The sequence below is a fragment of the Psychroflexus longus genome, assembly GCF_020164595.1.
Lineage (GTDB): Bacteria > Bacteroidota > Bacteroidia > Flavobacteriales > Flavobacteriaceae > Psychroflexus > Psychroflexus longus.
Genome location: NZ_JAIQZE010000001.1, coordinates 197,618 through 224,509, shown reverse-complemented (window position 1 = coordinate 224,509; position 26,892 = coordinate 197,618). Strand labels below are relative to the sequence as shown.

Here is a 26,892-nt window from a genome sequence, read left to right as displayed (position 1 = left end):
TTGAAAAAGATGGCATCCACCTCCAAATCCTTCAGTATTAAAAATTGGTCAAAAGATGACCGGCCAAGAGAAAAATTAATTCATAAAGGAAAATCAAGCTTAAGCGATGCAGAGCTTTTAGCTATTCTTATCGGATCAGGAAACCGGGAAGAAAGCGCCGTAGAACTATGTAAAAAAATACTTCATTCGTCTGAAAATAGTTTGCATAAGCTGGCAAAATTCAATTTGAAACAGCTTCAGGAATTTAAAGGGATTGGGGAAGCCAAAGCCATAAGTATATTGGCTGCTTTGGAACTTGGCAAGAGAAGAGCAGCAGAACCTTTGGAAGAGTTTGATAAAATCACGTCCAGCAAAGATGTGTTTAGGATCATGAATCCCTACATTGGAGATTTGGACCACGAACAATTCTGGATTTTGATGTTGAATAATTCCAACAAAGTCATTTTTAAATTTCCATTGAGCAAAGGTGGCATTACAGCGACTATGGTGGACACGCGTTTGTTATTCAAAAGTGCGCTGGCCCAAGGAGCAACGGCGTTAATTTTGGCTCACAATCATCCATCCGGCACTTTGCAGCCGAGCCAAGCCGATAAAACCATTACACAGAAGATCCAGAAAGCTGGCGAACTGCTCGATATAAAGGTACTCGACCACATCATTGTAACAGAAAAAACTTACTTTAGCTTTGCTGATGAAAGCATACTTTAATTTATGGAACTACTGGTTTACATTCCCAAGCAAACTCCCAGAATAAATTATATTTTTAGACATATTTGCGGAAGAATTTTAGGGTTTAAGGTCAAGTTTACTTCAAAAGTTGAAGATTTTATTTCTTTTGAAGGGGTTAAGTTTTCTTATGCTAAAAAAAGGTTGGGAAACGAAGTTTTTATTCAAAAATTTGGACTGCTGGAAGAGTTAGGGATTAACGACCTAAATTTCAGCATGGACCTTTGGGAAAATGTCCCTTGTTTTTTTAGAGTGTCTTCTGAAAGCGATATCCCTTTTGATATTTTTTCGGCTTCATTCTATCTGGTGACAAGGTATGAAGAGTATCAACCGCACGTCAAAAATGACGTAGATTCTTATCCTATAGAAGAAAGTTTAGCGTATCAACATGATTTTCTGAGAACACCTGTCGTGGATGTTTGGGCTTATAAGTTGAAAGCAATACTTGAAGCTAAATTCCCGGATATTAAATTCCCTCAAAAAAAATTCAAAAGTCAGTTTCTTATTTCTGTTTCCAAGGCATTTAAACATAGACATAATGGATTTGTAAGATTTGTCGGTGCATCTCTCAGAGATTTACTTCAATTACAGCTAAAATCTATGTTTGATAGATTTAAAACAATGCTGAGGTTACAGCAGGATCCTTATGATGTTTACGATGAACTCATCAATTTTGCCAAAGAAAATAGAATGAAGTTGGATTTTTATTTTCAGCTCAGTAATTATTCTCGCTACACTAAGGGTATAAGTTATAACAAAAGAATTTACCATAAATTGATAAAATCTATGGGAGACTATGGGGATTTAGGACTTTTGCCAGGCTTTGAAGCCTTGTATAGTTTTGAGATTTTGAAAAAAGAGAAAAAACGCTGGGAAAGTATTGTCAATAGAAGCCTGTCTAAAACCCTGATAAAAAACTACCATCTTAATTTCCCCGATGCTTATCTTAATTTTAATAAACTAGAAATCGATGAGGATTTTTCTATGGGTTATCAGAAGAACATAGGCTTTAGAGCTGGAACCTGTACATCGTTTCAATTTTATGATTTAAACCTGGAGCAAGTATCCGGTCTTGTCCTTCAGCCTTACGTTTTGAATTCTAATGTGCTTAAAACAGTCGACACGTATAATAAAATTGAAGAGCTGAAAGAGTTAAAATCATCCATTAAGGCTGTAAATGGACAAATGAATTTTTTATTTGAAAATTCAGATTTTGCTGAATCTGGATCTAAAAACGCTATTTTTGCACTCATGAAAGAAATGCTATAAATGAAAGGAATTACAGATATATTTTTCGACTTGGATCATACGCTTTGGGATTTTGATAAAAATTCTGAACTAACCTTTGCAACAATTTTTGATAAGCATAACATAGAATTACCACTTAAAGAGTTTATTGAAGTTTATCTTCCAATAAATAGAAAATATTGGAAACTATTTCGAGAAGGAAAAATTGAACAACAAAATTTGAGGTTTCAGAGATTGAGTGAGGTTTTTGAGGTATTAAAATTTCAAACTTCAGATCAAATGATAGACGACCTTTCACAAGCCTACATTGATTATTTACCCAATCACAATCATTTATTTCCCGATACCTTTGAAGTATTGAATTACCTTCAGAATAGGTATAAACTTCACATTATCACCAACGGGTTTTATGACGTCCAACATAAAAAACTAGGCAACTCGAAGTTGTCGCCCTACTTTAAAACAGTAACGACTTCAGAAGACGCAGGTGTGAAAAAACCCAACAAAATTATTTTTGAATATGCTTTAGATTTAGCTAAGACATATAATGCTAATAGTATTATGATTGGTGATAACCTTGAAGCCGATGTAGAAGGTGCTAAAGCTTCAGGCATGGAAGCCATATTTTTTGGTAAGGATCCAAGTTATAAAGGGCTACAAGTCCAAAATTTAAATGAGCTTAAAAAAATATTCTAATATGAGAATACGCTTAATCTTAGTTTTGATGTTTCTGTCCCAGATTGGGCTAAGCCAAGAATCAAATCTTAATGCATATAAACATGTCATAGTCCCTATGCAGTTTGATTTTCAGAGTGAGTCTAATCAATACCAGCTCAATATTCTTTCACGCGTATTATTGAAAGAAGAGGGATTCGAAGTTTATATGGATAAGGAAGAAAGACCTATGGAACTTTTAGGAGATACTTGTGCTCCCTTATTTTTTGAAATTGAAGATACTAGTGGTTTTCTAAATATAAGTTTGATTGTCAGGCTAAAAGACTGCTATGATAATGTGATTTTTGAGTCTGAAGAAGTCTCAACTAAAATTAAAAAATATAAAGAAGGTTACCAAGCTGCTCTAAAGCAGGCATTTACTTTTCTGGCAGATGAGAATTATCGTTATGATGAAAATTTGAGTCCTGCTCCTTTCAAAAGCATTAGCAATGTAAAAAAGAAATCTTCCGGATCTGCCGATGAGGTCACTGAGTCTGGAAGTAAATATCCAAATAAAAAAATCTATAAGTTCGGCGGAGAAACGTATTGGCTCATTGAACAGGATAAAAATTTTATTCTTCTGACAAGTGAGGGGAAAGTAAATTATGCTGAACTGGAAACTGCAGATAGAGGAACTTATATTTTTAACTCAGGAAAAATAATTGGAGCTGCTTTTTTTGATGCTAATGGTAATCTCAATGTAGAATACATGGATGAAGATTTGGGTGAAATTCAACATATCACCTTCAGGAAAATAGATTAATACTTATATTTTCCAGTCCATTTTTGTTTGAGAAACTGCCTTAATTGTTCTTCTCTTTTATTATTTCCAGGTTCATAAAAAACACTGTTTTTGATATCTTCAGGTAAAAATTCTGCTTGGACAAAGTTGTTTTCATAACTATGAGCATATTTATAGTTATCGCCGTAACCTAAATCCTTCATAAGCTTTGTAGGAGCGTTTCTAATAGACAAAGGAACAGATAAGTCTCCTGTTTCTTTTACTAAGGCTTGGGCTTTGTTGATGGCTTGATATGAAGCATTGCTTTTGGCCGAAGTAGCCAGGTAAATCACACATTGGCTAAGAATAATTCTGGCTTCTGGAAATCCTATGGTATTCACTGCTTGGAAAGTGTTGTTAGCCATAATTAAAGCAGTAGGATTGGCATTTCCAATATCTTCACTGGCTAAGATAATTAACCTTCTGGCGATAAATTTTACATCTTCACCACCTTCAATCATTCTTGCTAGCCAATAGACGGCTGCATTGGGATCACTACCTCGAATTGATTTAATAAAAGCAGATATAATGTCGTAATGTTGCTCGCCGGTTTTGTCGTATCTGGCTGTTTTTTGCTGAATTTTATCTTCGACCAATTCATTTGTGATGATAATATGTTCCTCATCAACAGAATTAACTACCAGCTCAAACATGTTTAAAAGTTTTCTAGCATCACCACCACTTATCCGGAGTAGGGAAGTAGTCTCTTTAAGATTTATGTGTTTTTTGGAAAGATAATCGTCTTCTTTTAATGCTCTCTGAAGCAATTGAATCAAATCTTCTTTTGAAAATTCATTTAAGACATAAACCTGGCATCTGGATAGCAAGGCCGGAATCACTTCAAAACTTGGATTCTCAGTAGTGGCACCAATAAGTGTGATCCATCCTTTTTCGACAGCGCCAAGCAGGGAGTCTTGCTGTGATTTACTGAATCTGTGAATTTCATCTATAAATAAAATAGGATTCTTTTGTTCAAATAGGCCCTGGTCTTGTTTTGCTTTTTGTATGACCTCTCTTACGTCCTTTACACCACTACTTATCGCTGAAAGGGTGAAGAAGCTCCGTTTAGTCTCTTTCGAAATTAAATTAGCTAGAGTCGTTTTACCTATGCCTGGAGGTCCCCAGAGAATGATGGACGGAACTAAATCTCGTTTTATCATTTGTGAAATCGTCCCGTTTTCACCAACGAGATGAGTTTGACTTAAGTAATCTGATAATTGTTTTGGTCTTAGACGTTCTGCTAAAGGTGCTTTCATTTTTCAAAATTATGAATTAATTCCTGACCATAAATACATCTAACTTATGTTCTCGTCAAAAATCTATTTGACTTCTTTTTTCAATACTTTTGAATTATGAATCAAAAGGAACTAATCGTCCAGCATCATAAACGTTCGGTAGTCGCAGCCATTTTATGGCCTATATTGCTGGTGTTACTCTTATGGATAGTGTATTGGATCGAAATTAAGTTTAGATTCAACTTCACTTCGTTTGGTGTATATCCAAGACAAGTGAAAGGTTTGATAGGTGTCCTAGCTTCTCCTTTTATTCACAGTGGCATCGAGCACCTTTACAAGAACTCTGTTCCACTTTTGGTACTTACCGCCAGCTTATTTTACTTCTATAAAGATATTGCCTTGAAGTCCTTGTTATACGGTTTGTTATTCTCCGGTCTGTTAACTTGGCTTATTGGTCGTTCGTCTTACCACATAGGAGCTAGTGGCATGGTTTATTTTCTAGCTTCCTTTTTATTTTTCAAAGGCGTTCGCTCTAAAAATTTCAGACTCATTGCCTTGTCTCTAATTGTTGTTTTTTTATATGGTAGTCTGGTTTGGGGAACAATGCCAGGCAAGCCCGGAATATCTTGGGAAGGTCACCTTTCTGGTTTTTTAGCTGGACTGGTTTTTAGCTTTATTTTGAAATCAACGCATTTCAGCAGTTTACCTGCCGTACATAAACCTAGGACTCAAAGCGACAAAGATGATGAATTTTTGAAGCAATTTGATGATCATGGAAATTTCAGACCAGTTGATCCGGAGGATGATGCCATAAAATATAGTCAGGACTCTACTGCAGATGATGAACAGCAAGTGACTTATAGGAAAGATCCTAATTCCTAAATTAGCTTAAGACAGTCTTTGTCTTAAGCTTTCGTATAAAATTACTCCACATGCAACAGACACATTCAAGGATTCTATATTTCCCAGCATAGGAAGTTTTCCTCTGTGGTCAACCATTTTTAATATACTGGATTGTATACCTTCACCCTCACCACCCATAATCAATGCAATAGGTTTGTTCAGGTCCAGATCATAAATAGTGTCTTCAGTTTTTTCTGTTGCTGCCACGAGTTCTACTCCTGAAGACTTTAAGTAGAATATAGCGTCTTTGAGGTGATCTACCTTACAGATGGAGATGTTAAAAGCTGCACCAGCAGAAGTTTTTATAGTTTCATTATTCACTTGTGCACTGCCGCTTTTCGGCAACACGACGGCATCCACTCCAGTACATTCTGCAGTACGTAAAATCGCCCCTAAATTTCTTACATCGGTTACTCCGTCCAAAAGTAAGAATAGAGGTTTTTCTTTTGTTTCTAATACAGCTTCAACTGTAGATTCAAAATCCTGGTAAGTGATTTGAGAGGTATAGGCAATGACACCCTGATGATTTGAGTTTTCAAACTTTTTAAATTTCTGGATCGGCACAAAAGAAACTTTTACAGTCTGTTGTTTAGCTAAACCTTCGATCTCCTTGAGTTTCGGATTATCAGAATCCTTAAGCAAATTGATTTTCTCAATATCCTTATTTTGCTTTAGAGCTTCTGCAACACTATGTATGCCGAATATGATGTGTGAATCTTCCATGATGAATAATTAAAAAGGGATTGACAAAATTATGTCAATCCCTTTAGTAATCCTATGAATAGTTAATCTATTCTTTAATAATTCTTTTTTGGATGCTTTGCATACCATCTGTTAAGTTTAATATATAAATCCCTTTTGAAAGCGTGCTCATATCAATACTCAAATTTGATTCTGATTCAAACCCTTGCTGATTAAAAACTTCACGACCCAACATGTCGTAAATCGACACTTTAGTATCGTTGCCAAAATTCACTTCTGATGATGTGATATTTAAACTATTCTTTACAGGATTTGGCCATAAAGAAATTTCTGCAGAATTGAATTCTGAATTAGAAAGGGACTGTTGTAAACCATTTAATATTATCAAGCTATACATCTGACTTCCATTTTTCAACTCGTTTTTGTGAGTTATTGAAACATCAAACACACCTTGATCATCAATTTCTATGACCTCTATATTATCAACTATATTATCTCCAGTTTTAGCCGCTGCAGAAGCGTCATCAATGTCTAATTTCCATGGAAGGTATTGTTCTTGATTACTAATGTTGGAAATTCTTATATCCAAATCGTTAACAAGCACGGGTGTCGGATCATTCAAAGTATCTCTAACAGAAGTTCCGGCAGGATCATTCCAGGCAATTGCTACCCTCATTGTTTTTCCTGTACTATTTTCAATCCTTAGTCTGTGATTTTCACCACTAACAAGCGAGTCTTCTTTTATTAAATCTCCACTTCCATTATTTATTATTGCTTCTGCTGCTCTTTTTGAATTCATAATACCCCAACCAAATTTAGGATCTGGACCTTTGAGTCCAGCATCGTCTGCAGTAACAGAAATTAGACCTTTCAGAGTTGAAGAGAGCATAAATTCATTATTTAAATTCTCATACAATTCTTGTAATAGTAGAGCAGAGCCTGCAACATTTGGAGATGCCATTGAAGTCCCAGTTGCATTACTATATTGGCTTTCCAGCGATGATGATATGATTGATGTTCCAAGACCAGTAATATCTGGTTTTATCCTTCCATCATCAGTCGGTCCTTGAGAGCTACTTAAATTAATCTCAGCTCTTTCAAAATCTCCGGATCTTCTACCAATATCCACGCTGCTTGCATTTGCTACAGATAATGTATTTTTTGATGTTATGGTACCTGTAAGTTTATCGTAATTCTCCAAAAAACCACCATCATATATTGCATTACCATCATTCCCAGCTGCAAATATTGGAGTGTAATGTGGAAAAAAGTTTACTATTATATCCCAAATTTCAGATATTGAGGAATAAGCGCCTATATACCATTCATTACCATCTAAGTTTCTAACTGGTACCCCATAGGAGTGGTTCGAAATGATTATTTCATTGTTTTCCAATGCTTCTATAACTTCATTAAAATCATCTTCTGCATCATAAGCATCTAAGCTTGCTTCTGGCGCCATTCCTTCAGCTTCCGTATTTGACCCTTTAGCTATAAGTGTTCCAGCAACATGTGTGGCATGGAAAGTTTCTACTTCGCTAGAATCTCTCACTACTATTCTTGATATAGAATCATTATCAATAAACTCTGAATGAAGAAGTTCAGGAATACCTCCGACTTCCCATATGCCTATTGTGAATCCTTTACCACTTAAGTCTAATCTTAAAGCCCCGTTTGTTTTTAAAAAGTCTGTTCTCAAGGCTTTTTCTGCCTTTAGGTTATAATTCTCTATGTATATTGGTTTTCCGTTCATTACATCCCATAAAAGCCTTTCATTTGATTCCAGACTTGCTTTTGGGTATTCCATTCTATAACTAGAAATTCTTTCGGTTCTCTCATTGTTGAACTTTTCAGTCTTTTCTTTCAAATCTTTCAAATCCTGCTGAGGAAAACTTAAAAGTGTGCTTAATAAACAAAAACTAAGTAATAATATTCTCATAATATTTTAAATTAAAAACTCCAGTTTAATATAATTATAATTATACTAAACCGGAGTTAATAAATATTTAATAAATTCTACGTCTAATTCTGAATTGTAAATTCCCCTACAAATCCAGTTCCGAAATCTCCAACAGCTTCTGTCAAAACATTTCCATTAAAACTTATGCTTGCAGTTCCAATGTTTGGAAAGGACAATCCATCTCCAAAACTATCATTCACAACAAATTTGTAGTTTCCATCTGCCAAACATACTTCACGCGTGAATGATGCTTGTCCATCTGAATAGCCACCTCCTGAGTAAATAACGTTGTCATCCATGTCTGTGATAGACCATGTTGTCTCACTGGCATAGCCATCGAATTCGAAATTAACAGTTGCTGGATTCTCACAGGTTACACTTACCTGGACAGTTACTTGAGAAGTTCCAAGAATGTTTTCAGCATTGTCTTCCAATCTCAAAACTAAATTTCCTCCAGTTACACTGAATTCATCAGTATAATTGACAGTAAAACCTACAGTAGCTTCGTTAGCTCCGCCAGGAATTTCTACAGAACTAGGCACGTCAATACTTGACATTGGTACTGTTGTCGATTCGTCTATAATTAGATTATAAGTACCTCCAGAAGTTCCTCCCTTAAAAACTTTTACTTCACCTGATACTGAACTTCCCACGTCTAAGCTTACCCCAACCATTGAAGTGTCAAAAGTAGCATAGTTTTCTGGAGCTAATATCTCATCGTTATCACAGCTTAGAAATAAAGCTGTGATACTGATCATAATTAACTTATATACGTTTTTCATTATTTTTGTTTTTAGTTTTGGTCACTAATATTAGTATTGTCTTGAATCTCTTGCTGTGGAATTTCAAAAGTTAATCTTTCATCATTCCACTGCATAGCTTCACCAACAAAAGATAAATGATTTGGACCTCTTACTATAGTACCTTCATTTCTTTTAAGTGCGAAGTAAGATCTTCCTTCACCCCATAGTTCTAATCTTGTTTGCTTGTAGATCTCATCTTCCAAAGCTTGACCATTTAAAGCAGAGATGTAACTAGGATCTATTCCACGTGCTGATACAAAATTCTCCAATTTTGTTTTAGCTGCACCTTCACTGCCAGATTTAGCTAAAGCTTCTATGTTTAGTAATAAAGGCTCAGCATATCTCATGTAGATATAATCTGCTTTTACAATTTGTGAAGAACCAAATATAACTCTGTCGCTATCATAAAACTTAAACAAAGGTTGTAAATGTCTTGCACTTGAAGGATTATTAAAGTATTGATTTCTTCTTACGTCATCTGGTCTCATACTTTCGTAAAGATCTTGATCCATGGCTTTGTTGTCACCTACAGCTGCATAGCTGTATGAAAACGCATCCATTTGTCCCCACCAAGAGACTAAGCCTAAACCAATATCTGCATTAAGATCAATTCCCCACATCCATCCTGTAGAGTTGACATCATTGAAACCTCCTAAGATTCCATTTATGGTATTATCATCAACCATTAATGAAGCAGATGTGGTACTTAATGCATCATCAGTAATATCAACCACATCATTCCATCTGTCCTTTCTTGATGCCAATACATAGCCCAAGATAGTTTGTGCAACAGATTGATCAACTTCTACTTTCGATGGTCTTGTAAAATCTGCCAATAATGGAATAGCTCTAGTTAAATCTTGTTCCATAGCATTATAAACTTCTTCTGTAGTTGATTTTGGATTTCCAGCAATTCCAGCTCTTAAATACAAAGGAAGTGTTGGAGTAGTCCATGATGCTGTAACATCATTAATCATAAATTGAGTCAAGTTAAAGTAAGAATGAGCTCTCATTACGAAGGCCTGTGCTACAATATGTCTATTTGCATCACCCAATTCTGAAATTATAGACATCAACTCTGTTTCTTCTTCAGGCTGTGGCCCTCCTAAAACAGTTTCGATTACCAAATTCGCTCTGTTGATCACTCTGTAGTAATATCTCCACACATGATAATTTTCATTAAAAGTAAAGTCTTGTGGAGCTTGTAATTGTGTGATAGCAGCTCTGTACCATCCATAAGTACTCGTGGTTAATGCCATATCTCCACTTATCATGTCGCTATAAATATCATAACCTTTTTGACCCATATCTGCCTGAGATCCAGTTCCACCTGTTCCTCTTGTAAACATGGTAGAATATACACCAGTCATAAATGCACCAGGTATTTCTGGATTTACATCAGCAGCTTCACCAAGCTGCCTAATGTTAAGTTCGTTCCCAGTTGGTTCTTCAACCAGGTAGTCATCGCTACAGCTTGTTATAGCTAAAGCTGCACATGCGATAAATGTGATTTTTAAAATCTCTTTTTTCATTTTCATTTTTGTTTTAATTAAAATCTTGCTCTTACACCCAATGAGAATGTAGTTAATGGGGCATAAAATCCTCTTCCTGAATTTCCACTTTCACTAGTTGTTGGATTAAAACCTTCTCTTACACTGCTGATAAACAAGTTATCACCTGAAGCATAAATGTTTAAGTTGCTTAATCCAATATTTTCAATATAGTCCTTAGGCATATCATAGTTCAATAAGACATTGTTTAAGGCTAAGAAATCTGTTTTCGTCACGAATCTTGTGGATTGTGAACTTACGTTTCGAATTTCTCTATCTGCTATCAATGGAACATCAGTTATATCTCCTGGCTGTCTCCATCTGTTTCTTACATCAACGTGTCTGTTAGTTGCAGCAATACCACCGTTGTTGTCATGCATCAATTCAGCATATTGCGCATCGTAAGCGTAACCTCCAATAGAATAGGTAAATTGAGTTGATAAAGTGAAATCCTTTAATCTTGCATTGATACGGAATGCACCTTGTACATCAGGGATTGCAGATTTACCGATATATTTCTGTGTAGCGTTAGCATATGTTTTAGTGATTTGCTTTTGCACGTTAGCATCAGGATTATCAGCTAAATATGGAGTCATAGAAGCAATTATTTCATCTGTGTCAGCATTAAATGTTCCGGATCCATCCACATCATTGTAATACTGATTCCACATTGGGAAACCATCTGAAGGATCCACACCAGCAGATTCTCTCATGTAGAAATCAAATATTGAGCTTCCCTTGGAATAAGCGTATCTACCAACAATGTTTTGAATAGCTGGTTGTCCTGTTGCAGGATCAATCGGCATAGTTGTTATTTCGTTAGAATAAGATGCACCATTAATATTTATTCCAAGTCCAAAATCTTGTTTTTCAATAACCTTAACATCAAAGTTGAATTCTAAACCTTCGTTTCTTAATACACCGTCATTTACATCCAAAACAGCTACACCAGATGATGGAGCATTTCTTCTTGTAAAGAGTAAGTTCTCAGTATCTCTTATGTAATAGTCAACAGAGACATCAAGCCATTTTGCTATATTGGTTTCTACACCAAATTGTAAGATTTTTGATGTTTCCCAAGTCAAGTCTGGATTAGCAAACAAAGCTGGAGAAATAGCGAAACCATTATTTACGTTACCAACATCAAAAGTATTGATTCCTTGATAGTTTGCTTCAATTACTCCACCTGCAATACCTTGATCACCAATTACACCATACGATCCTTTCAATTTCAGGAAGTCAATCCAATCTGTATCTGCTAAGAAATCTTCTTGTGAAAGTACCCATGCAGCACCAATCGATCCAAAATTGTCCCATTTGTTGTTAGCAAACCTTGAAGAGCCATCTCTTCTGAACGATGCAGATAGAAAGTATTTTTCATCAAAATCATAATTTAATTGTGAAAAGTATGACTCTAATTTTCTTCCAAAAGTAAATCCAGTTGGTTGTTGCAAATTAATAATGTAATTGTCTGCTACTAGACCACCAGGAATAATTGCTTTACTTTTAAAAGAAGTTTTTCTAGTTTCTTCAAAGTCATTTGTTTCATGAGCAGCCAAGATTTCAAAATTATGATCTCCAAATGTGTTATTATATCTCAATAATTGCAGAGCATTCATTGTTGTTCTTTCAGTATCATTTACAAATAAATCACCTTGATTTTGCACAGATACTCCATAAAACTGGTTACCCATGGATAGAAATTTATTATTGAAATACTGGTAACCAAAATTGGTTTCAAACTTTAAATTATTAGTGATATCAATATCAGCTCTAAAGTTTCCTACTAGTTCATTTCTTTCAAATCCATTAAAGTCATAAAGCGCAGATCCGATTGGATTTAAGTTGTTAGAATTTGGTCTGTTTCTGCCCGGTGCAGATGTGGAACCATAGTCTAATTGATTTCCACCAAATATTGGATCAGGAACTAATTCATAGTTCTCATCCCTTAAGAATACTGGATAAAATGGATTCATTTTGTCTACGAATTCAAACAGGTTTTCAGCTCCGTTAGTTTGACCGTTTTGAATGTTTTCAGAATAACTATAACCTATATTAACTCCAACTTTTAACCAATCTTTGACTTGAGAATCTAAATTCAATCTACTTGAAAACCTTTCGTATCCAGTGTTGATTGCATAACCCTCATCATCCAAAAATCCTCCTGAGAAGAAATATTTGGTCTTATCGTCTCCACCACCCATTCTCACGTTGGCTTCAGTTCTTATTGCTGTTCTAAATCCTACATCATCATATCTTTGAGGTGTGTATCGTCTTGTTACACCGTCTCTTACTTGACCAGTCGCCGGATTTATTAATTCACTACCGTTAGCAACATTCCACATATTGTAAGCCTCTGGAACAACAGAACCAAAAAGTGCATTACTTGCATCGCCTTCAGGATCAGCATTTCCTCTTAATCTGAATTTATTTCTGTTAGCCTCCCACACAAGCCCTATAGACTCTTCTGGAGAAGTAATAACATCATAACGAGGAATCATTTGAGTACTGATACCAGATCTTAAATCTGCCTCAATAAAAGATTCTTTTGCACTTCCTGCCTTGGTAGTAATTAAAATTACACCATTAGCACCTCTGGATCCATAGATAGCAGTTGCAGACGCATCTTTTAAAATTACTGTGCTTTTAATATCTCCTGGATTAATGGCATTTAAAGTACCTGTGAATGGAACACCATCAACAACATACAATGGATCTCTGTTACCATTTACAGAACCATATCCTCTAATTCTAATAGTAGAACTGGTACCTGGCTGACCAGATGTATTAATAACATTCACACCTGCAGATTCACCAGCAAGTGATTGTGATACGTTTGAAAAGTTTTTGTTTTCAATGTTCTTTGACTCGATCACGGACGCCGTACCTGTGAATGATCGTTTTGTAGTTGTTCCATAACCTACAACAACCACTTCATCTAAGGATTCACCTCTTTGGAGTTGAACATCAATTCTATTTTTAGCTCCAACTGCAATAGTTTGCTTGTCAAAGCCAACATAAGAAAACGTAAGTTTATCTGAGCTCTCTGCGTCGATAACATAGTTTCCGTCAAAATCAGTTTGCGTTCCAGTGTTTTTGCCCTCAACTAAGACGTTCACACCTGGTAGAGGCATGCCGTCGGGGTCTGTTACCATCCCGGATACTGTTTTGGTTTGTGCAAAGCTTATTTGCACAACAAACGCTAATACTAGCGTCAATAATCCATTAATTTTTAATTTCATCTTTTTGTTTATTTGAATTAGCCAACGCCAAAAATGAAAATATAAAGTTAATCTCACAACTTTTATTGGCATTATTTTAATATAACTACTGTTAAAAATTAATATGCAGGTAACATTTATTAGAAAAATGAAATAAATCCAATGTGAATTTTGCTGCTTGACAAATCTGAATTTTGACTGTCTGAAATTGCATTTGCTAAGATCAATCTAAAAATTCCTGCTTTAGACCTCAGCCCTAAGCCAATTCCATATCCTAAAATATTTTCGTCAATTCTACTTATTTTGTCATTATAATTTCCAATGTCCAGAACACTATTTACAAATAAGTTATCGTCAAGAAGATATCTATATTCAGAACGAAGCACTGCAAAACGATTTGCAATAAGCGAATTTTCTGCAAATCCTCGAATTGAGTTTACCCCTCCAAAGCGAAATAACTCGTTATTGTAATAGGTGTCAGAAATAAGAAACTGACTATTTAGATGCATGTAAATTTTATTTCTGTAATCAATAGTGACTTGGTGCTGTCCTTCTATCGATAATTTATATTGGTCCGCGTTTATTTGTGATTCTCTTCTTCCTAAATACGTATTGATATTAACAAAGGTATCTTCATTAAATCCCTGTCTTGAGCCTAGCTTTATAAATTTAAACCCTACACCATAAAATGTAGATTTATAGTCAACAATTTCCTGATAAGAAACTAGTTCTTCTAGTTGTAAGTTCGTTGAGTTTGTAAAGTCTATCCCTCCTTGTAGACTTAACCTTTCATTGATTTGATAATTTAAGTCTATATTTTGGCTATTGTTTGAGAAAAGAGAGTCTCTTCTGAAAAGTCTCAAACCAGCCTCAATACTTATTGGCGACTTCAATACAAATGGAAGCTTCAGGTCGCCTTCAAATATTTGTAAGCCGAAACCATTATTTTTATAATTGATGCTAAGTCGCTCGCCAAAGTCTAAATTGTTAAGCAGAACCATATTTAAATAGCCGTTTAGCTGGAAGTTATTTTCTTCATCACTGCCAAAGCCTAGGAAACCATCAAAACTATTCGAATTCAACTTGTCTAAATATAAGAACAATTCCGTTGAATCTTTTTTGAATAATACTTCAGTTGGCTTCTTTACTTTTATAAAAACGATGTTGTCCAGTTGCTCAGTTTTTTTTTGGATGTCGGACTCTTTAAACTTAGATCCAACTTTTAAATTTGAATACCTAGTGATATAGGTTTCAGATAATAATGAGTAGCCTTTGATATTTATCTTATCAATTGTTCTCATAACTCCAGTATCAATAACTAAGTCGGCTTGCATAGATTCTTCATTCATTCTAATATTTGATAATGAAGCTTTTCCAAATGCCAGACCTGAGTTTTTTAGCTGTTGGACAACGAAATTAAGGGTATTGTCAATTTCTGAATAGGGTATCTGGATTTTGCCACTAACCACTGATAAGTTTTTAGGGAAAAGCTTAAAATCGTTTTCATTAATATGGATAGATAATGAATCGATTTTTTGATTCAAAGTGATAGCAGAAAAAAGATTGTTTTTTTCGACTTTTCTTTTCTCTGATAAAAATAAGTAGCCTGAAGATTTGAGACTGTCTATTTTGAAATTTAATCTTGTCTCTGCTTTCTTGTAAGAATCGAATTTTTGTTTTGTTTCTCTCGCAATAGAGTCATTTGTGAATTTAGTAAAAAGTATAAAATCTTGAGAATGTAAAGAGTTACTGGCTCCTAATACAATGAAAAATATAACAATTAATCTTTTCATGTATTGGATTTTAATAAGTTTTGAGGATTTGTAGTTTCGTTCTGCAAACGTAATTATGAATTATCTTATTATACAAGATTCAATTGAGTTTGTGAGTTGTATACATATAAAGCGTCGCACATATTCTTAGTTGCTGAAAATTAATAGATTAAAATTTGTTTATTAATATTAAATATCTACATTTGCAAACCTTAAAAATAATAGATTTTTTAAAACAATTTAAGTAAAACTATGCCAACAATTTCACAGTTAGTAAGAAAAGGAAGACGCAAGATGACTAAGAAGAGCAAATCGGCGGCTTTAGATTCTTGTCCTCAAAGACGTGGAGTATGTACGCGAGTTTACACTACTACACCAAAGAAACCTAATTCAGCGATGCGTAAAGTTGCTCGTGTAAGGTTGACCAATGGTAAGGAAGTAAACGCATACATTCCAGGTGAAGGACACAATCTACAGGAGCACTCGATAGTATTAGTTAGAGGCGGGAGAGTAAAAGATTTACCTGGTGTAAGGTATCATATTGTTCGTGGTGCTTTAGATACGGCAGGAGTAGAAGGTCGTCTACAACGTAGATCCAAGTATGGTGCAAAAAGACCTAAAAAATAATCAGAGTTAAAGTAAAGACATGAGAAAAAGACAGGCCAAAAAACGTCCCATACTTCCAGATCCAAAGTTTAATGATCAGTTAGTAACAAGATTCGTCAATATGATGATGTGGGACGGAAAAAAATCAATTGCTTTTAAAATATTTTATGATGCGATGGATATTATAGAAGAGAAAAAGCAAGATGACGAAAAATCTGCCCTAGAAATTTGGAAAGAAGGTTTATCTAATGTAATGCCACACGTCGAAGTAAGAAGTAGACGTGTAGGTGGTGCAACATTTCAAATCCCTTCTCAAATTCGTCCAGATAGAAAGATATCAATTGCCATGAAATGGTTGATTGGATATTCTAGAAAGAGAAACGAAAAAACCATGGCAGCAAAACTTGCTGGGGAATCCATGGCAGCTGCAAAAGAAGAAGGAGCAGCCGTTAAGAAAAGATTAGATACGCATAAGATGGCTGAAGCCAACAAAGCATTTTCACATTTTAGATTCTAAACAATGGCACAAAGAGATTTAAAATTTACCAGAAATATTGGAATTGCTGCTCATATTGATGCTGGAAAAACCACCACAACTGAGCGTATTCTGTATTATACTGGTATAAGTCACAAAATAGGAGAAGTTCATGATGGTGCTGCCACTATGGACTGGATGGAGCAAGAGCAAGAAAGAGGTATTACAATTACTTCTGCAGCCACGCATTGTACATGGCCATACAGAGACCATGAGTACATTGTAAATATTATTGATACTCCAGGACACGTTGATTTCACTGTTGAAGTTGAACGTTCTTTAAGAGTACTTGATGGTGTTGTTGCTTTGTTTAGTGCTGTTGATGGTGTTGAGCCGCAATCTGAAACAGTTTGGAGACAAGCTGATAAATATAAAGTTCCACGTCTTGGTTTTGTTAATAAAATGGATAGACAAGGAGCGAATTTCTTCAATGTATGTAACCAAGTTAGAGAAATGTTGGGTGGAAACCCAGTACCTCTTCAGGTGCCAATTGGAGATGAAATCGACTTTAAAGGTGTTGTGGATTTGATTTCTAAAAAGGCTATCATCTGGAATGAAGAAGATTTCGGAATGACTTATGAAGAAATTGATATTCCAGCTGAACTTGAGGCTGATGTTACAAAATATAGAACCGAATTAGTAGAAGCGGTAGCTGAATATGATGAGGAGTTGATGGAGAAATTCTTCGAAGATGAAGATTCTATCACAGAAGATGAAATAATTGCTGCTTTGAGAGCTGCTACTATAGATATGTCTATCATACCAATGATGTGTGGTTCTGCATTTAAAAATAAGGGTGTGCAAGCAATGCTTGATGCTGTTATGAGATATCTTCCTTCTCCTGTAGATGTTGAAGCTATTGAAGGTGAGAATCCTGAGACTGGTGAAATCGAGACTAGAAAGCCACACGTTGACTCTCCGTTTTCTGCTTTAGCTTTTAAAATTGCTACAGATCCTTTCGTTGGTCGTTTAGCATTCTTTAGAACCTATTCAGGTAGATTAGAAGCTGGTTCTTATGTGTTAAACAATCGTTCTGGTAAAAAAGAACGTATTTCTAGAATGTATCAAATGCACTCCAATAAGCAAGAGCCTATTGATTTCATCGAGGCTGGAGATATTGGTGCAGCTGTTGGTTTTAAAGATATCAAAACTGGTGATACGTTGACAGACTTGAAACATCCAATTACCTTGGAATCCATGTCTTTCCCAGAACCAGTTATTGGTATAGCCGTTGAGCCAAAAACAAAAGCCGATGTTGAGAAACTCGGTGTCGCTTTAGGTAAACTAGCAGAAGAAGATCCTACATTCCAAGTAAAGACGGATGAAGTTTCCGGACAAACTATTATTTCTGGAATGGGCGAACTTCACATAGAAATCTTGGTGGATCGTTTAAAGCGTGAATTCAAGGTTGAAGTTAATGAAGGAGAGCCTCAGGTAGAATACAAAGAAGCAGTAACTAAAACTGCCGAGCATAGAGAAGTTTATAAGAAACAATCTGGTGGTCGTGGTAAGTTTGCTGATATTGTTTTCGAAATGGGACCTGTTGATGAAGACTTCGAAGGCACAGGATTGCAATTTGTAGATCAAATCAAAGGTGGTAGAATTCCAAAAGAATTTGTTCCATCTGTAGAGAAAGGATTTACAGAAGCAATGAAAAATGGTCCTTTAGCAGGGTTTAGAATGGATACGTTGAAAGTTACTCTTAAGGATGGTTCTTTCCACCCTGTGGATTCCGATCAATTATCTTTCGAACTTGCTGCTAAATTAGGTTTCAAATCAGCTGCTAAAAGCGCAGGTGCTATTGTTCTTGAACCAATTATGAAAGTTGAAGTGGTAACTCCTGAAGAAAACATGGGTGATATCGTGGGTGACTTAAACAGAAGAAGAGGTCAAGTGAATAATATGTCTGACAGATCTGGTGCAAAAATCATCAAAGCTGATGTACCGCTTTCAGAAATGTTTGGTTATGTGACTACTTTAAGAACACTATCTTCAGGTAGAGCAACATCAACTATGGAATTTTTAAAATTTGAAGAAACACCTGCAAGTATTTCTGAAAAAGTAATCAAGAGTGCTAAAGGTTTAAACGAATAATTAGAGCTTATTATGAGTCAAAAGATAAGAATTAAACTAAAATCATACGACTACAATTTGGTAGATAAATCTGCTGAGAAGATTGTAAAGACGGTGAAGACAACTGGCGCTGTGGTTACTGGTCCAATACCATTACCTACTAAGCGAAAAATCTTTACTGTATTAAGATCTCCTCACGTCAATAAAAAAGCTAGAGAGCAATTCCAATTAGACTCTTTTAAGAGATTATTGGATATCTATAGTTCTTCATCAAAAACAATTGATGCATTGATGAAGCTGGAATTACCAAGTGGAGTAGAAGTAGAGATTAAAGTATAAGTACATTCCCGCGAAAGCGGGAATCTTAAAATTCCTACCGAGTAGGAGTTAACATGTCCCGAGCATTAGACGAGGGAAAAACGGAAGAAAAATACATTCAGGATGAAGTGTTTTTTGTCCTGAATTTTTTTTAGATAAATAGTAATAATCAAAAATTAATTATGTCTGGGTTAATAGGAAAAAAAATCGGCATGACTAGTCTCTTCGACGAGAACGGGAAAAACATCCCTTGTACTGTTATAGAAGCTGGTCCATGTGTAGTTACCCAAGTCAGAACCAACGAGGTTGACGGGTATGAAGCGCTTCAACTTGGTTTCGATGACAAATCAGACAAAAATGCCACAAAAGCAGACTTAGGTCACTTTAAGAAAGCTGGTACTTCTGTCAAACGTAAAGTCATGGAATTCCAAGGATTCAAAGAAGAGTATAAGTTAGGTGATCATATCACTGTAGACTTATTTAAAGAAAACGAATTTGTAGACGTTAGTGCTACATCTAAAGGAAAAGGATTCCAAGGGGTTGTAAAACGTCATGGCTTTGCAGGTTCTGAGAGAACTCACGGACAGCAAAGTATGGGAAGAGCTCCTGGTTCTGTTGGTGCTGCCTCATATCCAGCTCGTATTTTCAAAGGAATGAAAATGGGTGGACAAATGGGAAATGTAAAAGTAAAAGTACAAAATCTAAAAGTGTTGAAAGTTGTTCCGGAAAAGAACTTGATCGTGATCAAGGGATGTATTCCTGGTCATAATAACACTTATGTAACTATTCAGAAGTAATGAAAGTATCAGTTTTAGATATAAAAGGAAAGGAAACAGGTAGAGAGGTAGAACTTTCAGAATCTGTTTTCGGATTGGAACCTAACGATCACGTAGTATATCTTGATGTTAAGCAGCATTTAGCTAATAAGCGTCAAGGAACTCACAAAGCTAAAGAAAGAGCTGAGATTGTTGGTAGTACAAGAAAGATAAAGAAACAAAAAGGTACGGGTACTGCTCGTGCTGGTAGTATTAAATCTCCTATCTTCAAAGGTGGTGGTAGAGTTTTTGGTCCAAGACCAAGAGACTATCACTTTAAGCTGAATAAGAAGTTGAAGAGATTGGCTAGAAAAACTGTTTTGTCACAAAAATTAAAGAACAATCAATTGATGATTGTCGAAGATTTTGGTTTCGAAGCACCCAAAACAAAAGAGTTTCTTAATGTTCTTGATAATCTGAACATTAGAGATAAAAAATCTCTACTTGTCTTGGATGAGTCGAATAAAAACGTATATTTGTCGTCCCGTAATTTGAAATCTGCTAAAGTTGTAAATGTCTCAGAATTAAACACTTACAATATTTTAAATAGCACTGTTTTATTAATTACTGAAAGCAGATTAGAAGAATTACAAAATAATCTCAACAAATAGTAGCTATGAGCATTTTGGTAAAACCAATTATTACAGAGAAAGCAACAAATGAAAGCGAACTAAGAAACGCATTTTCATTTGTCGTAGATCGTAATGCCAACAAAATCCAAATTAAGGAGGCAGTTGAGTCAGCTTATGGCGTTACGGTAGAAAAAGTACGTACACTTAATGTTATCCCTAAAATCAAATCTCGTTATACAAAAACGGGTATGGTAACAGGTCAAACTTCTGCGTACAAGAAAGCTATTATAAAAGTAGCTGAAGGAGAAACAATTGATTTGTATAGTAATCTATAAGCTTAAAACATGTCGGTTAAAAAACTAAAACCAAACACACCAGGACAACGATTTAAAGTGGCTAATGGCTTTGATGCTATTACTGCAAGCAAGCCAGAGAAATCTTTGCTTGCCTCTCGCAAACGTTCCGGTGGACGAAATAATTCAGGAAAGATGACCATGCGCTACATTGGTGGTGGTCACAAGAAGCGTTACAGGATTATTGACTTCAAAAGGGATAAAAAAGATATCCAAGCTGAAGTTATGACTGTAGAGTATGATCCAAACAGAACAGCATTCATCGCTTTGTTACATTATGAAGATGGTGAGAAAAGATATATTATTGCACCTAGCGGAATTAAAGTAGGTCAAAAAATTATATCTGGCAGCTCACAGGTTCCAACTGAAATTGGTAATGCAATGCCATTATCCCAGATACCATTTGGTACTATCATATCATGTGTTGAACTAAGACCAGAACAAGGAGCAGTTATGGCTCGTAGTGCTGGTACTTTTGCTCAATTGATGGCAAAAGATGGTAAGTATGTAACAATCAAACTTCCATCTGGAGAAACTAGAATGGTATTATCTTCCTGTATAGCTACAGTTGGTGCAGTATCCAATAGTGATCACCAATTGACAATATCAGGAAAAGCTGGTCGAAGCAGATGGTTAGGAAGAAGACCTAGAACAAGACCTGTAGTAATGAATCCCGTCGATCACCCAATGGGTGGTGGTGAAGGTAAATCTTCAGGAGGTCATCCAAGATCAAGAAACGGTATACCTGCTAAAGGTTATAAAACACGTTCTAAGACGAAGTCTAGTAATAAGCACATCATAGAGCGTAAAAAGAAATAAGATATGGCACGTTCATTAAAGAAAGGACCTTTTGTCCATTATAAATTAGATAAAAAAGTTGCTCAAAACCTTGATTCAGGTAAAAAATCTGTGATTAAAACATGGTCAAGAGCATCCACCATTACTCCTGATTTCGTTGGTCAGACTTTTGGTGTGCACAATGGAAGACAATTCGTACCTGTTTTTGTAACAGAAAACATGGTAGGTCATAAACTTGGGGAATTTTCTCCAACTCGTACTTTCAGAGGTCACCAAGGTTCCAAGAATAAAGGAAAAAAATAATTGAACAATGGGAGTAAGAAAAAGAAATAGAGCAGAAATGCTTAAGGAACAGAAAAGTCAACTTGCTATTGCAAAATTGAATAACTGTCCAACATCTCCACGTAAAATGAGACTTGTTGCTGATTTGGTGAGAGGTAAGGATGTTGGTTATGCTTTGCAAATATTAAAGTTTAGCACTAAGGTGGCTTCAGGTAGATTGGAGAAATTACTTCTTTCTGCTATTGCTAACTGGCAGGCTAAGAACGAAGATGCAGATCTTGAGCAAGCTGGAGTTTTTATAAAAGAGATTAAAGTTGATAGTGGCAGTATGTTAAAACGTCTACGTCCAGCACCACAAGGTCGTGCTCACAGAATACGTAAGCGTTCCAATCATGTCACTCTTATACTAGGAGAAAAAAATAACACTGAAAGCTAGATAGACTATGGGACAAAAAACAAATCCAATCGGTAACAGACTCGGTATCATTAAAGGATGGGAATCCAACTGGTACGGAGGCAACGATTACGGTGATAATCTTGCAGAAGACTACAAGATTAGAAAGTATATCCATGCACGTTTAACTAAAGCTAGTGTTTCGCGCGTAATTATTGAGCGTACTCTTAAGCTTGTAACCGTTACTATCACTACTGCTAGACCAGGTATCATTATCGGGAAAGGTGGCCAAGAGGTAGACAAGTTGAAAGAAGAGCTTAAAAAAATTACGGATAAGGAAGTTCAGGTAAATATTTTTGAAATCAAAAGACCCGAATTAGATGCGCATCTTGTGGCTACCAGTGTGGCTAGACAAGTTGAAAACAGGATTTCTTATAGGAGAGCTACCAAAATGGCTATCGCGGCAGCTATGAGAATGAATGCTGAGGGAATTAAGATTCAGGTATCTGGACGTTTAAATGGAGCTGAAATGGCTCGAGTTGAAACTTATAAAGAAGGACGAATTCCTTTGTCTACTTTTAGAGCTGACATTGATTATGCTTTGGTTGAATCTCACACTACTTATGGTAGATTGGGTATCAAAGTATGGATCATGAAAGGTGAAGTTTATGGAAAGCGTGAGCTATCTCCATTAGTTGGCTTAGCTAAAAATGAGACTAAAGGAAAAGCGAGACGACCTAAAGCACGTCGTAGAAAATAATCATTAAAGATTAAGATAAGAGATGTTACAGCCAAAAAGAACAAAATTTCGTAAGCAGCAAAAGGGACGTATGAAAGGAGTCTCGCAAAGAGGCCACAGACTTTCTAATGGAACTTTTGGAATCAAATCTTTAGATTCTTCTTTTGTTACTGCAAGACAAATTGAGGCTGCACGTATCGCAGCAACGCGTTACATGAAAAGGGAAGGTTCTATTTGGATCAAAATATTTCCAGATAAGCCTATAACCAAGAAGCCTCTTGAAGTCCGTATGGGTAAAGGTAAAGGTTCAGTAGAATATTGGGCAGCTGTAGTACAGCCAGGTCGTATTTTATTTGAAATTGGTGGTGTACCTCAAGCTGTTGCAAAAGAAGCTTTGAGATTAGCCGCCCAAAAATTACCTGTTAAAACAAAATTTATAGTCGCTAGAGATTATCAAGAATAAATAAAGATGAGACAATCTGAAGTAAAAGAGCTTTCGGTAGAAGAATTGCACGAAGAATTGACAAACCAGCAGACTAAGTTGTCTGAATTGAAAATGACTCATGTACTTTCTCCTTTAGAAAATCCTTCTGAAATTCAAAAAGTCAGAAGAACAGTTGCGAGAATCGCTACCGAAATCAATAAAAGAGAATTAGATTAATTCTACTTACAATGGAAAAAAGAAATTTAAGAAAAGAACGTATCGGTGTTGTGACTAGCAACAAAATGGATAAATCCATTGTCGTTTCTGAAGTCAAGAAAATAAAGCATCCAATGTATGGTAAGTTCGTTTTGAAAACGAAAAAGTACGTTGCGCATGATGAAAAGAATGACTGCAATGACGGTGATACAGTAAGAATTATGGAGACTAGACCTCTCAGCAAAACAAAGCGCTGGAGATTGGTTGATATAATTGAAAGAGCTAAATAACTATGGTACAACAAGAATCAAGATTAAGAGTAGCAGACAATACTGGTGCTAAATCAGTTTTAGTTATCCGTGTCCTAGGTGGTACGAATAGACGATATGCTTCGGTTGGCGATAAAGTTGTAGTCAGCGTTAAAGAAGCTACTCCAAACGGTAATATAAAGAAAGGTGCTGTATCTACAGCCGTAGTTGTAAGAACAAGTAAAGAAGTAAGACGTCCTGATGGCTCTTACATTCGCTTCGATGACAACGCCTGTGTTTTATTAAATCCTACTGGAGAAATGAGAGGTACACGTGTATTTGGACCAGTTGCCAAAGAACTTCGTGAAAATCAGTTTATGAAAATTGTTTCACTTGCACCTGAGGTGCTTTAAATCTATCATGATGAAAAGAAGTAGAATTAAAAAAGGTGATCAAGTAAGAGTAATTGCTGGTGATCATAAAGGAAAAGAAGGCAAAGTATTAGATATACTTGTAAAAAAAGATAAGGCAATAGTCGAAGAAGTCAATATGATTTCTAAACACCAAAAGCCCTCTGCAACAAATCCACAAGGTGGAATTACTAAAAAAGAAGCTCCTATTCATGTTTCAAACTTGTCCCTTATCACTAAAGATGGTAAAACTACAAGACTTGGAACTAAAATAGAAGATGGCAAAAAAGTAAGAGTTGCTAAGAAAACAAATGAAGTGATTTAATTATGAGTTACGTACCAAGATTAAAAGAAGAATATAACAGTAAAATACTTCCAGCTCTTCGTGAAGAGTTTAGTTATTCCAATACTATGGAAGTTCCAAGACTCAAGAAAATAGTATTGAGTAGGGGTGTTGGTGCAGCAATTGCAGATAAAAAATTAATAGATCACTCTATTGAAGAATTTTCTACAATAACTGGCCAGAAAGCTGTTCAGACTATATCAAAGAAGGATGTTGCTTCTTTCAAATTAAGAAAGGGAATGCCAATTGGTGTTAAAGTGACTCTTCGTGGTTATAGAATGTATGAATTTTTGGATAGACTAATAACTTCAGCATTACCTCGAGTAAGGGATTTCAACGGTATCAATCCAGATGGATTCGATGGTAGAGGAAACTACAACCTTGGTATTACTGAGCAGATTATTTTTCCTGAAATTAACATTGATAAAGTAAATAGAATCTCAGGAATGGATATAAGTTTTGTGACTTCAGCTGAAACTGATCAAGAAGCAAAATCTTTGTTGACTGAATTGGGATTACCATTTAAAAAGAAATAATTATGGCAAAGGAATCAATGAAAGCCCGTGAGGTGAAACGCCAGAAAACGGTTGAAAAATATGCTGAAAAAAGAAAAGCTTTGAAAGAAGCTGGAGATTTTGAAGCTTTACAAAAACTACCTAAGAATGCTTCTCCTGTGAGAATGCATAACCGATGTAAGCTTACAGGTAGACCAAAAGGATACATGAGACAATTTGGTCTCTCTAGAGTAATGTTTAGAGAAATGGCTAATCAAGGTCTCATCCCAGGGGTTAAAAAAGCAAGTTGGTAATTAATTTAAAAATGCAATAAAATGAATATTGATCCAGTTGCAGATTATTTAACTAGAGTTAGAAACGCAGTTTTGGCTTCTCATAGAGTTGTCGAAATACCGGCTTCTAACCTAAAAAAGGAGATCACAAAAATATTGTTCGATCAAGGCTATATCTTAAGCTATAAGTTTATCGATGATGATACTCAAGGTATTATCAAGATAGCTTTAAAATATGACAAGTTTACAAACGATCCTGTAATTAAAAAATTACAGAGAGTAAGTAAGCCAGGTTTAAGAAAGTATTCCGGTTCCGATGAAATTCCTAGAGTTCTTAACGGACTTGGTATTTCAATCGTATCTACTTCAAAAGGGGTAATGACAGGAAAGCAAGCACAGAGAGAACACGTTGGAGGTGAAATCCTTTGTTACGTATACTAATATAAAAAGACAAAAATTATGTCAAGAATAGGTTATAGTCCAGTTAGTATTCCAGAAGGCGTCACAGTTGATTTAAAAGATGATACTATTACAGTGAAGGGTAAGCTTGGGGAGTTAACACAAACTTTCAGTGAGATTACAATCAAAATAGAGGACAATGAAATTCTTTTTGAGAGACCTTCTGATAAGAAAACGCACAAAGCCAAGCATGGTTTGTACAGATCTCTTGTTTACAATATGATCGAAGGAGTTACTGAAGGCTTTACTAAAGAATTGGAACTTGTAGGTGTTGGTTATAGAGCATCAAATCAAGGTCAAAAATTAGATATCGCTGTTGGTTTTTCTCACAACATTGTTATAGATTTGGCACCCGAAGTAAAATTGGAAACAATCTCAGAAAAAGGTAAGAATCCAATCATTAAATTATCGTCATTTGACAAACAACTTGTTTCACAAGTAGCTGCTAAAATTCGTTCATTTAGACGACCTGAGCCTTACAAAGGAAAAGGTATCAGATACGTAGGTGAATATATAAGAAGAAAAGCAGGTAAATCAGCTTAATTATGGGATTTTCTAAAGAAAAAAGAAGACTTAAGATACGCAAGCGTGTAAGAAAAACAATTACTGGTACACCGGTTAAGCCAAGGCTTTCCGTGTTTAGAAGTAATAATGAAATCTATGCGCAATTGATTGATGATGTTAATGGAGTTACTCTAGCTTCAGCATCCTCAAGAGATAAAGATATTGATGTCACTAATAAAACGAAGTCTGAGGCTTCAATTATTGTTGGTGAAACTATTGCTAAAAAAGCATTAGATAAAAAAATTGACTCAATCTCTTTTGATAGAAGTGGTTATTTATATCACGGTAGAGTAAAATCATTAGCCGAAGGTGCTCGTAAAGGAGGCTTAAAATTTTAATAT

At 35.5% G+C, this 26,892-nt stretch carries 33 protein-coding genes; 26 read left to right on the top strand and 7 right to left on the bottom strand.

The window, feature by feature from the left end; translation table 11 throughout:
• Positions 1–9: 9 nt before the first annotated feature.
• From radC to LB452_RS01065, 4 genes are read left to right on the top strand one after another with little or no spacing between them, the layout of a single operon-like run.
• A complete protein-coding gene (gene radC, locus LB452_RS01080; RefSeq protein WP_224459869.1) occupies positions 10–708 on the top strand; it encodes a RadC family protein in 699 nt (232 codons plus the stop codon).
• Between the two features lie 3 nt (positions 709–711).
• The gene (locus LB452_RS01075; RefSeq protein ID WP_224459868.1) at positions 712–1,995 is read left to right on the top strand and encodes a polysaccharide deacetylase family protein; all 1,284 of its coding nucleotides are present in this window, start codon (positions 712–714) and stop codon (positions 1,993–1,995) included.
• On the top strand, positions 1,996–2,670 hold the full coding sequence (locus LB452_RS01070; protein ID WP_224459867.1) for a YjjG family noncanonical pyrimidine nucleotidase: 675 nt from the start codon (positions 1,996–1,998) through the stop codon (positions 2,668–2,670).
• A gap of 1 nt (position 2,671) precedes the next feature.
• Positions 2,672–3,451 (top strand): hypothetical protein, encoded by a 780-nt coding sequence (locus LB452_RS01065; protein WP_224459866.1) that lies wholly within the window; start codon positions 2,672–2,674, stop codon positions 3,449–3,451.
• Here the strand turns inward: LB452_RS01065 and LB452_RS01060 are convergent.
• Positions 3,448–4,725 (bottom strand): replication-associated recombination protein A, encoded by a 1,278-nt coding sequence (locus LB452_RS01060; RefSeq protein WP_224459865.1) that lies wholly within the window; start codon positions 4,723–4,725, stop codon positions 3,448–3,450. The two genes, LB452_RS01065 and LB452_RS01060, sit on opposite strands and share 4 nt — an antisense overlap.
• Positions 4,726–4,821: 96 nt before the next feature.
• On the opposite strand from LB452_RS01060, the gene LB452_RS01055 reads away from it, so the two are divergent.
• A complete protein-coding gene (locus LB452_RS01055; RefSeq protein ID WP_224459864.1) occupies positions 4,822–5,586 on the top strand; it encodes a rhomboid family intramembrane serine protease in 765 nt (254 codons plus the stop codon).
• A gap of 6 nt (positions 5,587–5,592) precedes the next feature.
• Here the strand turns inward: LB452_RS01055 and rlmB are convergent, their stop codons facing one another.
• From rlmB to LB452_RS01025, 6 genes are all read right to left on the bottom strand, one after another.
• Entirely contained in the window at positions 5,593–6,330 is a 738-nt protein-coding gene (gene rlmB / locus LB452_RS01050; protein WP_224459863.1) for a 23S rRNA (guanosine(2251)-2'-O)-methyltransferase RlmB, read from the bottom strand.
• Between the two features lie 67 nt (positions 6,331–6,397).
• The gene (locus LB452_RS01045) at positions 6,398–8,248 is read right to left on the bottom strand and encodes a S8 family serine peptidase (RefSeq protein ID WP_224459862.1); all 1,851 of its coding nucleotides are present in this window, start codon (positions 8,246–8,248) and stop codon (positions 6,398–6,400) included.
• 83 nt (positions 8,249–8,331) lie between these two features.
• Positions 8,332–9,051, bottom strand: coding sequence for a hypothetical protein (locus LB452_RS01040; RefSeq protein WP_224459861.1), 720 nt, complete (start codon positions 9,049–9,051; stop codon positions 8,332–8,334).
• A gap of 11 nt (positions 9,052–9,062) precedes the next feature.
• Positions 9,063–10,604 (bottom strand): RagB/SusD family nutrient uptake outer membrane protein, encoded by a 1,542-nt coding sequence (locus LB452_RS01035; protein WP_224459860.1) that lies wholly within the window; start codon positions 10,602–10,604, stop codon positions 9,063–9,065.
• A 17-nt stretch (positions 10,605–10,621) separates the two neighbouring features.
• A complete protein-coding gene (locus LB452_RS01030) occupies positions 10,622–13,864 on the bottom strand; it encodes a SusC/RagA family TonB-linked outer membrane protein (protein ID WP_224459859.1) in 3,243 nt (1,080 codons plus the stop codon).
• Between the two features lie 119 nt (positions 13,865–13,983).
• On the bottom strand, positions 13,984–15,636 hold the full coding sequence (locus LB452_RS01025) for a ShlB/FhaC/HecB family hemolysin secretion/activation protein (RefSeq protein WP_224459858.1): 1,653 nt from the start codon (positions 15,634–15,636) through the stop codon (positions 13,984–13,986).
• 231 nt (positions 15,637–15,867) lie between these two features.
• Here LB452_RS01025 and rpsL point away from each other — a divergent pair, with 231 nt between their 5' ends.
• From rpsL to rplR, 21 genes are all read left to right on the top strand, one after another.
• Complete coding sequence (rpsL, locus tag LB452_RS01020; RefSeq protein ID WP_019039484.1) at positions 15,868–16,242, top strand: 30S ribosomal protein S12; 375 nt, start codon at positions 15,868–15,870, stop codon at positions 16,240–16,242.
• 19 nt (positions 16,243–16,261) lie between these two features.
• Complete coding sequence (rpsG, locus tag LB452_RS01015; protein WP_224453475.1) at positions 16,262–16,738, top strand: 30S ribosomal protein S7; 477 nt, start codon at positions 16,262–16,264, stop codon at positions 16,736–16,738.
• Between the two features lie 3 nt (positions 16,739–16,741).
• A complete protein-coding gene (gene fusA, locus LB452_RS01010; RefSeq protein ID WP_224459857.1) occupies positions 16,742–18,850 on the top strand; it encodes an elongation factor G in 2,109 nt (702 codons plus the stop codon).
• A gap of 12 nt (positions 18,851–18,862) precedes the next feature.
• Positions 18,863–19,168, top strand: a complete 306-nt coding sequence (rpsJ, locus tag LB452_RS01005) for a 30S ribosomal protein S10 (RefSeq protein WP_019039487.1) — start codon at positions 18,863–18,865, stop codon at positions 19,166–19,168.
• A 161-nt stretch (positions 19,169–19,329) separates the two neighbouring features.
• The gene (gene rplC / locus LB452_RS01000; protein WP_224459856.1) at positions 19,330–19,944 is read left to right on the top strand and encodes a 50S ribosomal protein L3; all 615 of its coding nucleotides are present in this window, start codon (positions 19,330–19,332) and stop codon (positions 19,942–19,944) included.
• Entirely contained in the window at positions 19,944–20,573 is a 630-nt protein-coding gene (gene rplD, locus LB452_RS00995; protein ID WP_224459855.1) for a 50S ribosomal protein L4, read from the top strand. The genes rplC and rplD overlap by 1 nt, the downstream gene beginning before the upstream one ends.
• A 5-nt stretch (positions 20,574–20,578) precedes the next feature.
• Positions 20,579–20,869: a 50S ribosomal protein L23 gene (gene rplW / locus LB452_RS00990; RefSeq protein WP_093364523.1), complete on the top strand. Its 291-nt coding sequence runs from the start codon at positions 20,579–20,581 to the stop codon at positions 20,867–20,869.
• A gap of 9 nt (positions 20,870–20,878) precedes the next feature.
• Positions 20,879–21,706 (top strand): 50S ribosomal protein L2, encoded by an 828-nt coding sequence (gene rplB / locus LB452_RS00985; protein ID WP_224459854.1) that lies wholly within the window; start codon positions 20,879–20,881, stop codon positions 21,704–21,706.
• Positions 21,707–21,709: 3 nt separating this feature from the next.
• Entirely contained in the window at positions 21,710–21,988 is a 279-nt protein-coding gene (gene rpsS / locus LB452_RS00980; RefSeq protein ID WP_224459853.1) for a 30S ribosomal protein S19, read from the top strand.
• A 7-nt stretch (positions 21,989–21,995) separates the two neighbouring features.
• Positions 21,996–22,403 (top strand): 50S ribosomal protein L22, encoded by a 408-nt coding sequence (rplV, locus tag LB452_RS00975; protein WP_224459852.1) that lies wholly within the window; start codon positions 21,996–21,998, stop codon positions 22,401–22,403.
• Positions 22,404–22,410: 7 nt separating this feature from the next.
• Positions 22,411–23,121: a 30S ribosomal protein S3 gene (gene rpsC, locus LB452_RS00970; RefSeq protein ID WP_224453482.1), complete on the top strand. Its 711-nt coding sequence runs from the start codon at positions 22,411–22,413 to the stop codon at positions 23,119–23,121.
• Positions 23,122–23,143: 22 nt separating this feature from the next.
• On the top strand, positions 23,144–23,563 hold the full coding sequence (gene rplP / locus LB452_RS00965; RefSeq protein ID WP_224453483.1) for a 50S ribosomal protein L16: 420 nt from the start codon (positions 23,144–23,146) through the stop codon (positions 23,561–23,563).
• 6 nt (positions 23,564–23,569) lie between these two features.
• The gene (gene rpmC, locus LB452_RS00960; RefSeq protein WP_224459851.1) at positions 23,570–23,761 is read left to right on the top strand and encodes a 50S ribosomal protein L29; all 192 of its coding nucleotides are present in this window, start codon (positions 23,570–23,572) and stop codon (positions 23,759–23,761) included.
• 11 nt (positions 23,762–23,772) lie between these two features.
• A complete protein-coding gene (rpsQ, locus tag LB452_RS00955) occupies positions 23,773–24,030 on the top strand; it encodes a 30S ribosomal protein S17 (protein ID WP_019039497.1) in 258 nt (85 codons plus the stop codon).
• A gap of 2 nt (positions 24,031–24,032) precedes the next feature.
• The gene (gene rplN / locus LB452_RS00950; RefSeq protein ID WP_019039498.1) at positions 24,033–24,401 is read left to right on the top strand and encodes a 50S ribosomal protein L14; all 369 of its coding nucleotides are present in this window, start codon (positions 24,033–24,035) and stop codon (positions 24,399–24,401) included.
• 10 nt (positions 24,402–24,411) lie between these two features.
• Complete coding sequence (rplX, locus tag LB452_RS00945; RefSeq protein WP_224459850.1) at positions 24,412–24,723, top strand: 50S ribosomal protein L24; 312 nt, start codon at positions 24,412–24,414, stop codon at positions 24,721–24,723.
• Between the two features lie 2 nt (positions 24,724–24,725).
• Positions 24,726–25,277 (top strand): 50S ribosomal protein L5, encoded by a 552-nt coding sequence (gene rplE / locus LB452_RS00940; RefSeq protein ID WP_224459849.1) that lies wholly within the window; start codon positions 24,726–24,728, stop codon positions 25,275–25,277.
• Between the two features lie 2 nt (positions 25,278–25,279).
• Complete coding sequence (rpsN, locus tag LB452_RS00935; protein WP_224453487.1) at positions 25,280–25,549, top strand: 30S ribosomal protein S14; 270 nt, start codon at positions 25,280–25,282, stop codon at positions 25,547–25,549.
• A gap of 21 nt (positions 25,550–25,570) precedes the next feature.
• The gene (gene rpsH / locus LB452_RS00930; RefSeq protein WP_224459848.1) at positions 25,571–25,969 is read left to right on the top strand and encodes a 30S ribosomal protein S8; all 399 of its coding nucleotides are present in this window, start codon (positions 25,571–25,573) and stop codon (positions 25,967–25,969) included.
• Between the two features lie 18 nt (positions 25,970–25,987).
• Entirely contained in the window at positions 25,988–26,530 is a 543-nt protein-coding gene (gene rplF, locus LB452_RS00925) for a 50S ribosomal protein L6 (protein ID WP_224459847.1), read from the top strand.
• A gap of 2 nt (positions 26,531–26,532) precedes the next feature.
• A complete protein-coding gene (rplR, locus tag LB452_RS00920; RefSeq protein WP_224459846.1) occupies positions 26,533–26,889 on the top strand; it encodes a 50S ribosomal protein L18 in 357 nt (118 codons plus the stop codon).
• Positions 26,890–26,892 lie beyond the last annotated feature (3 nt).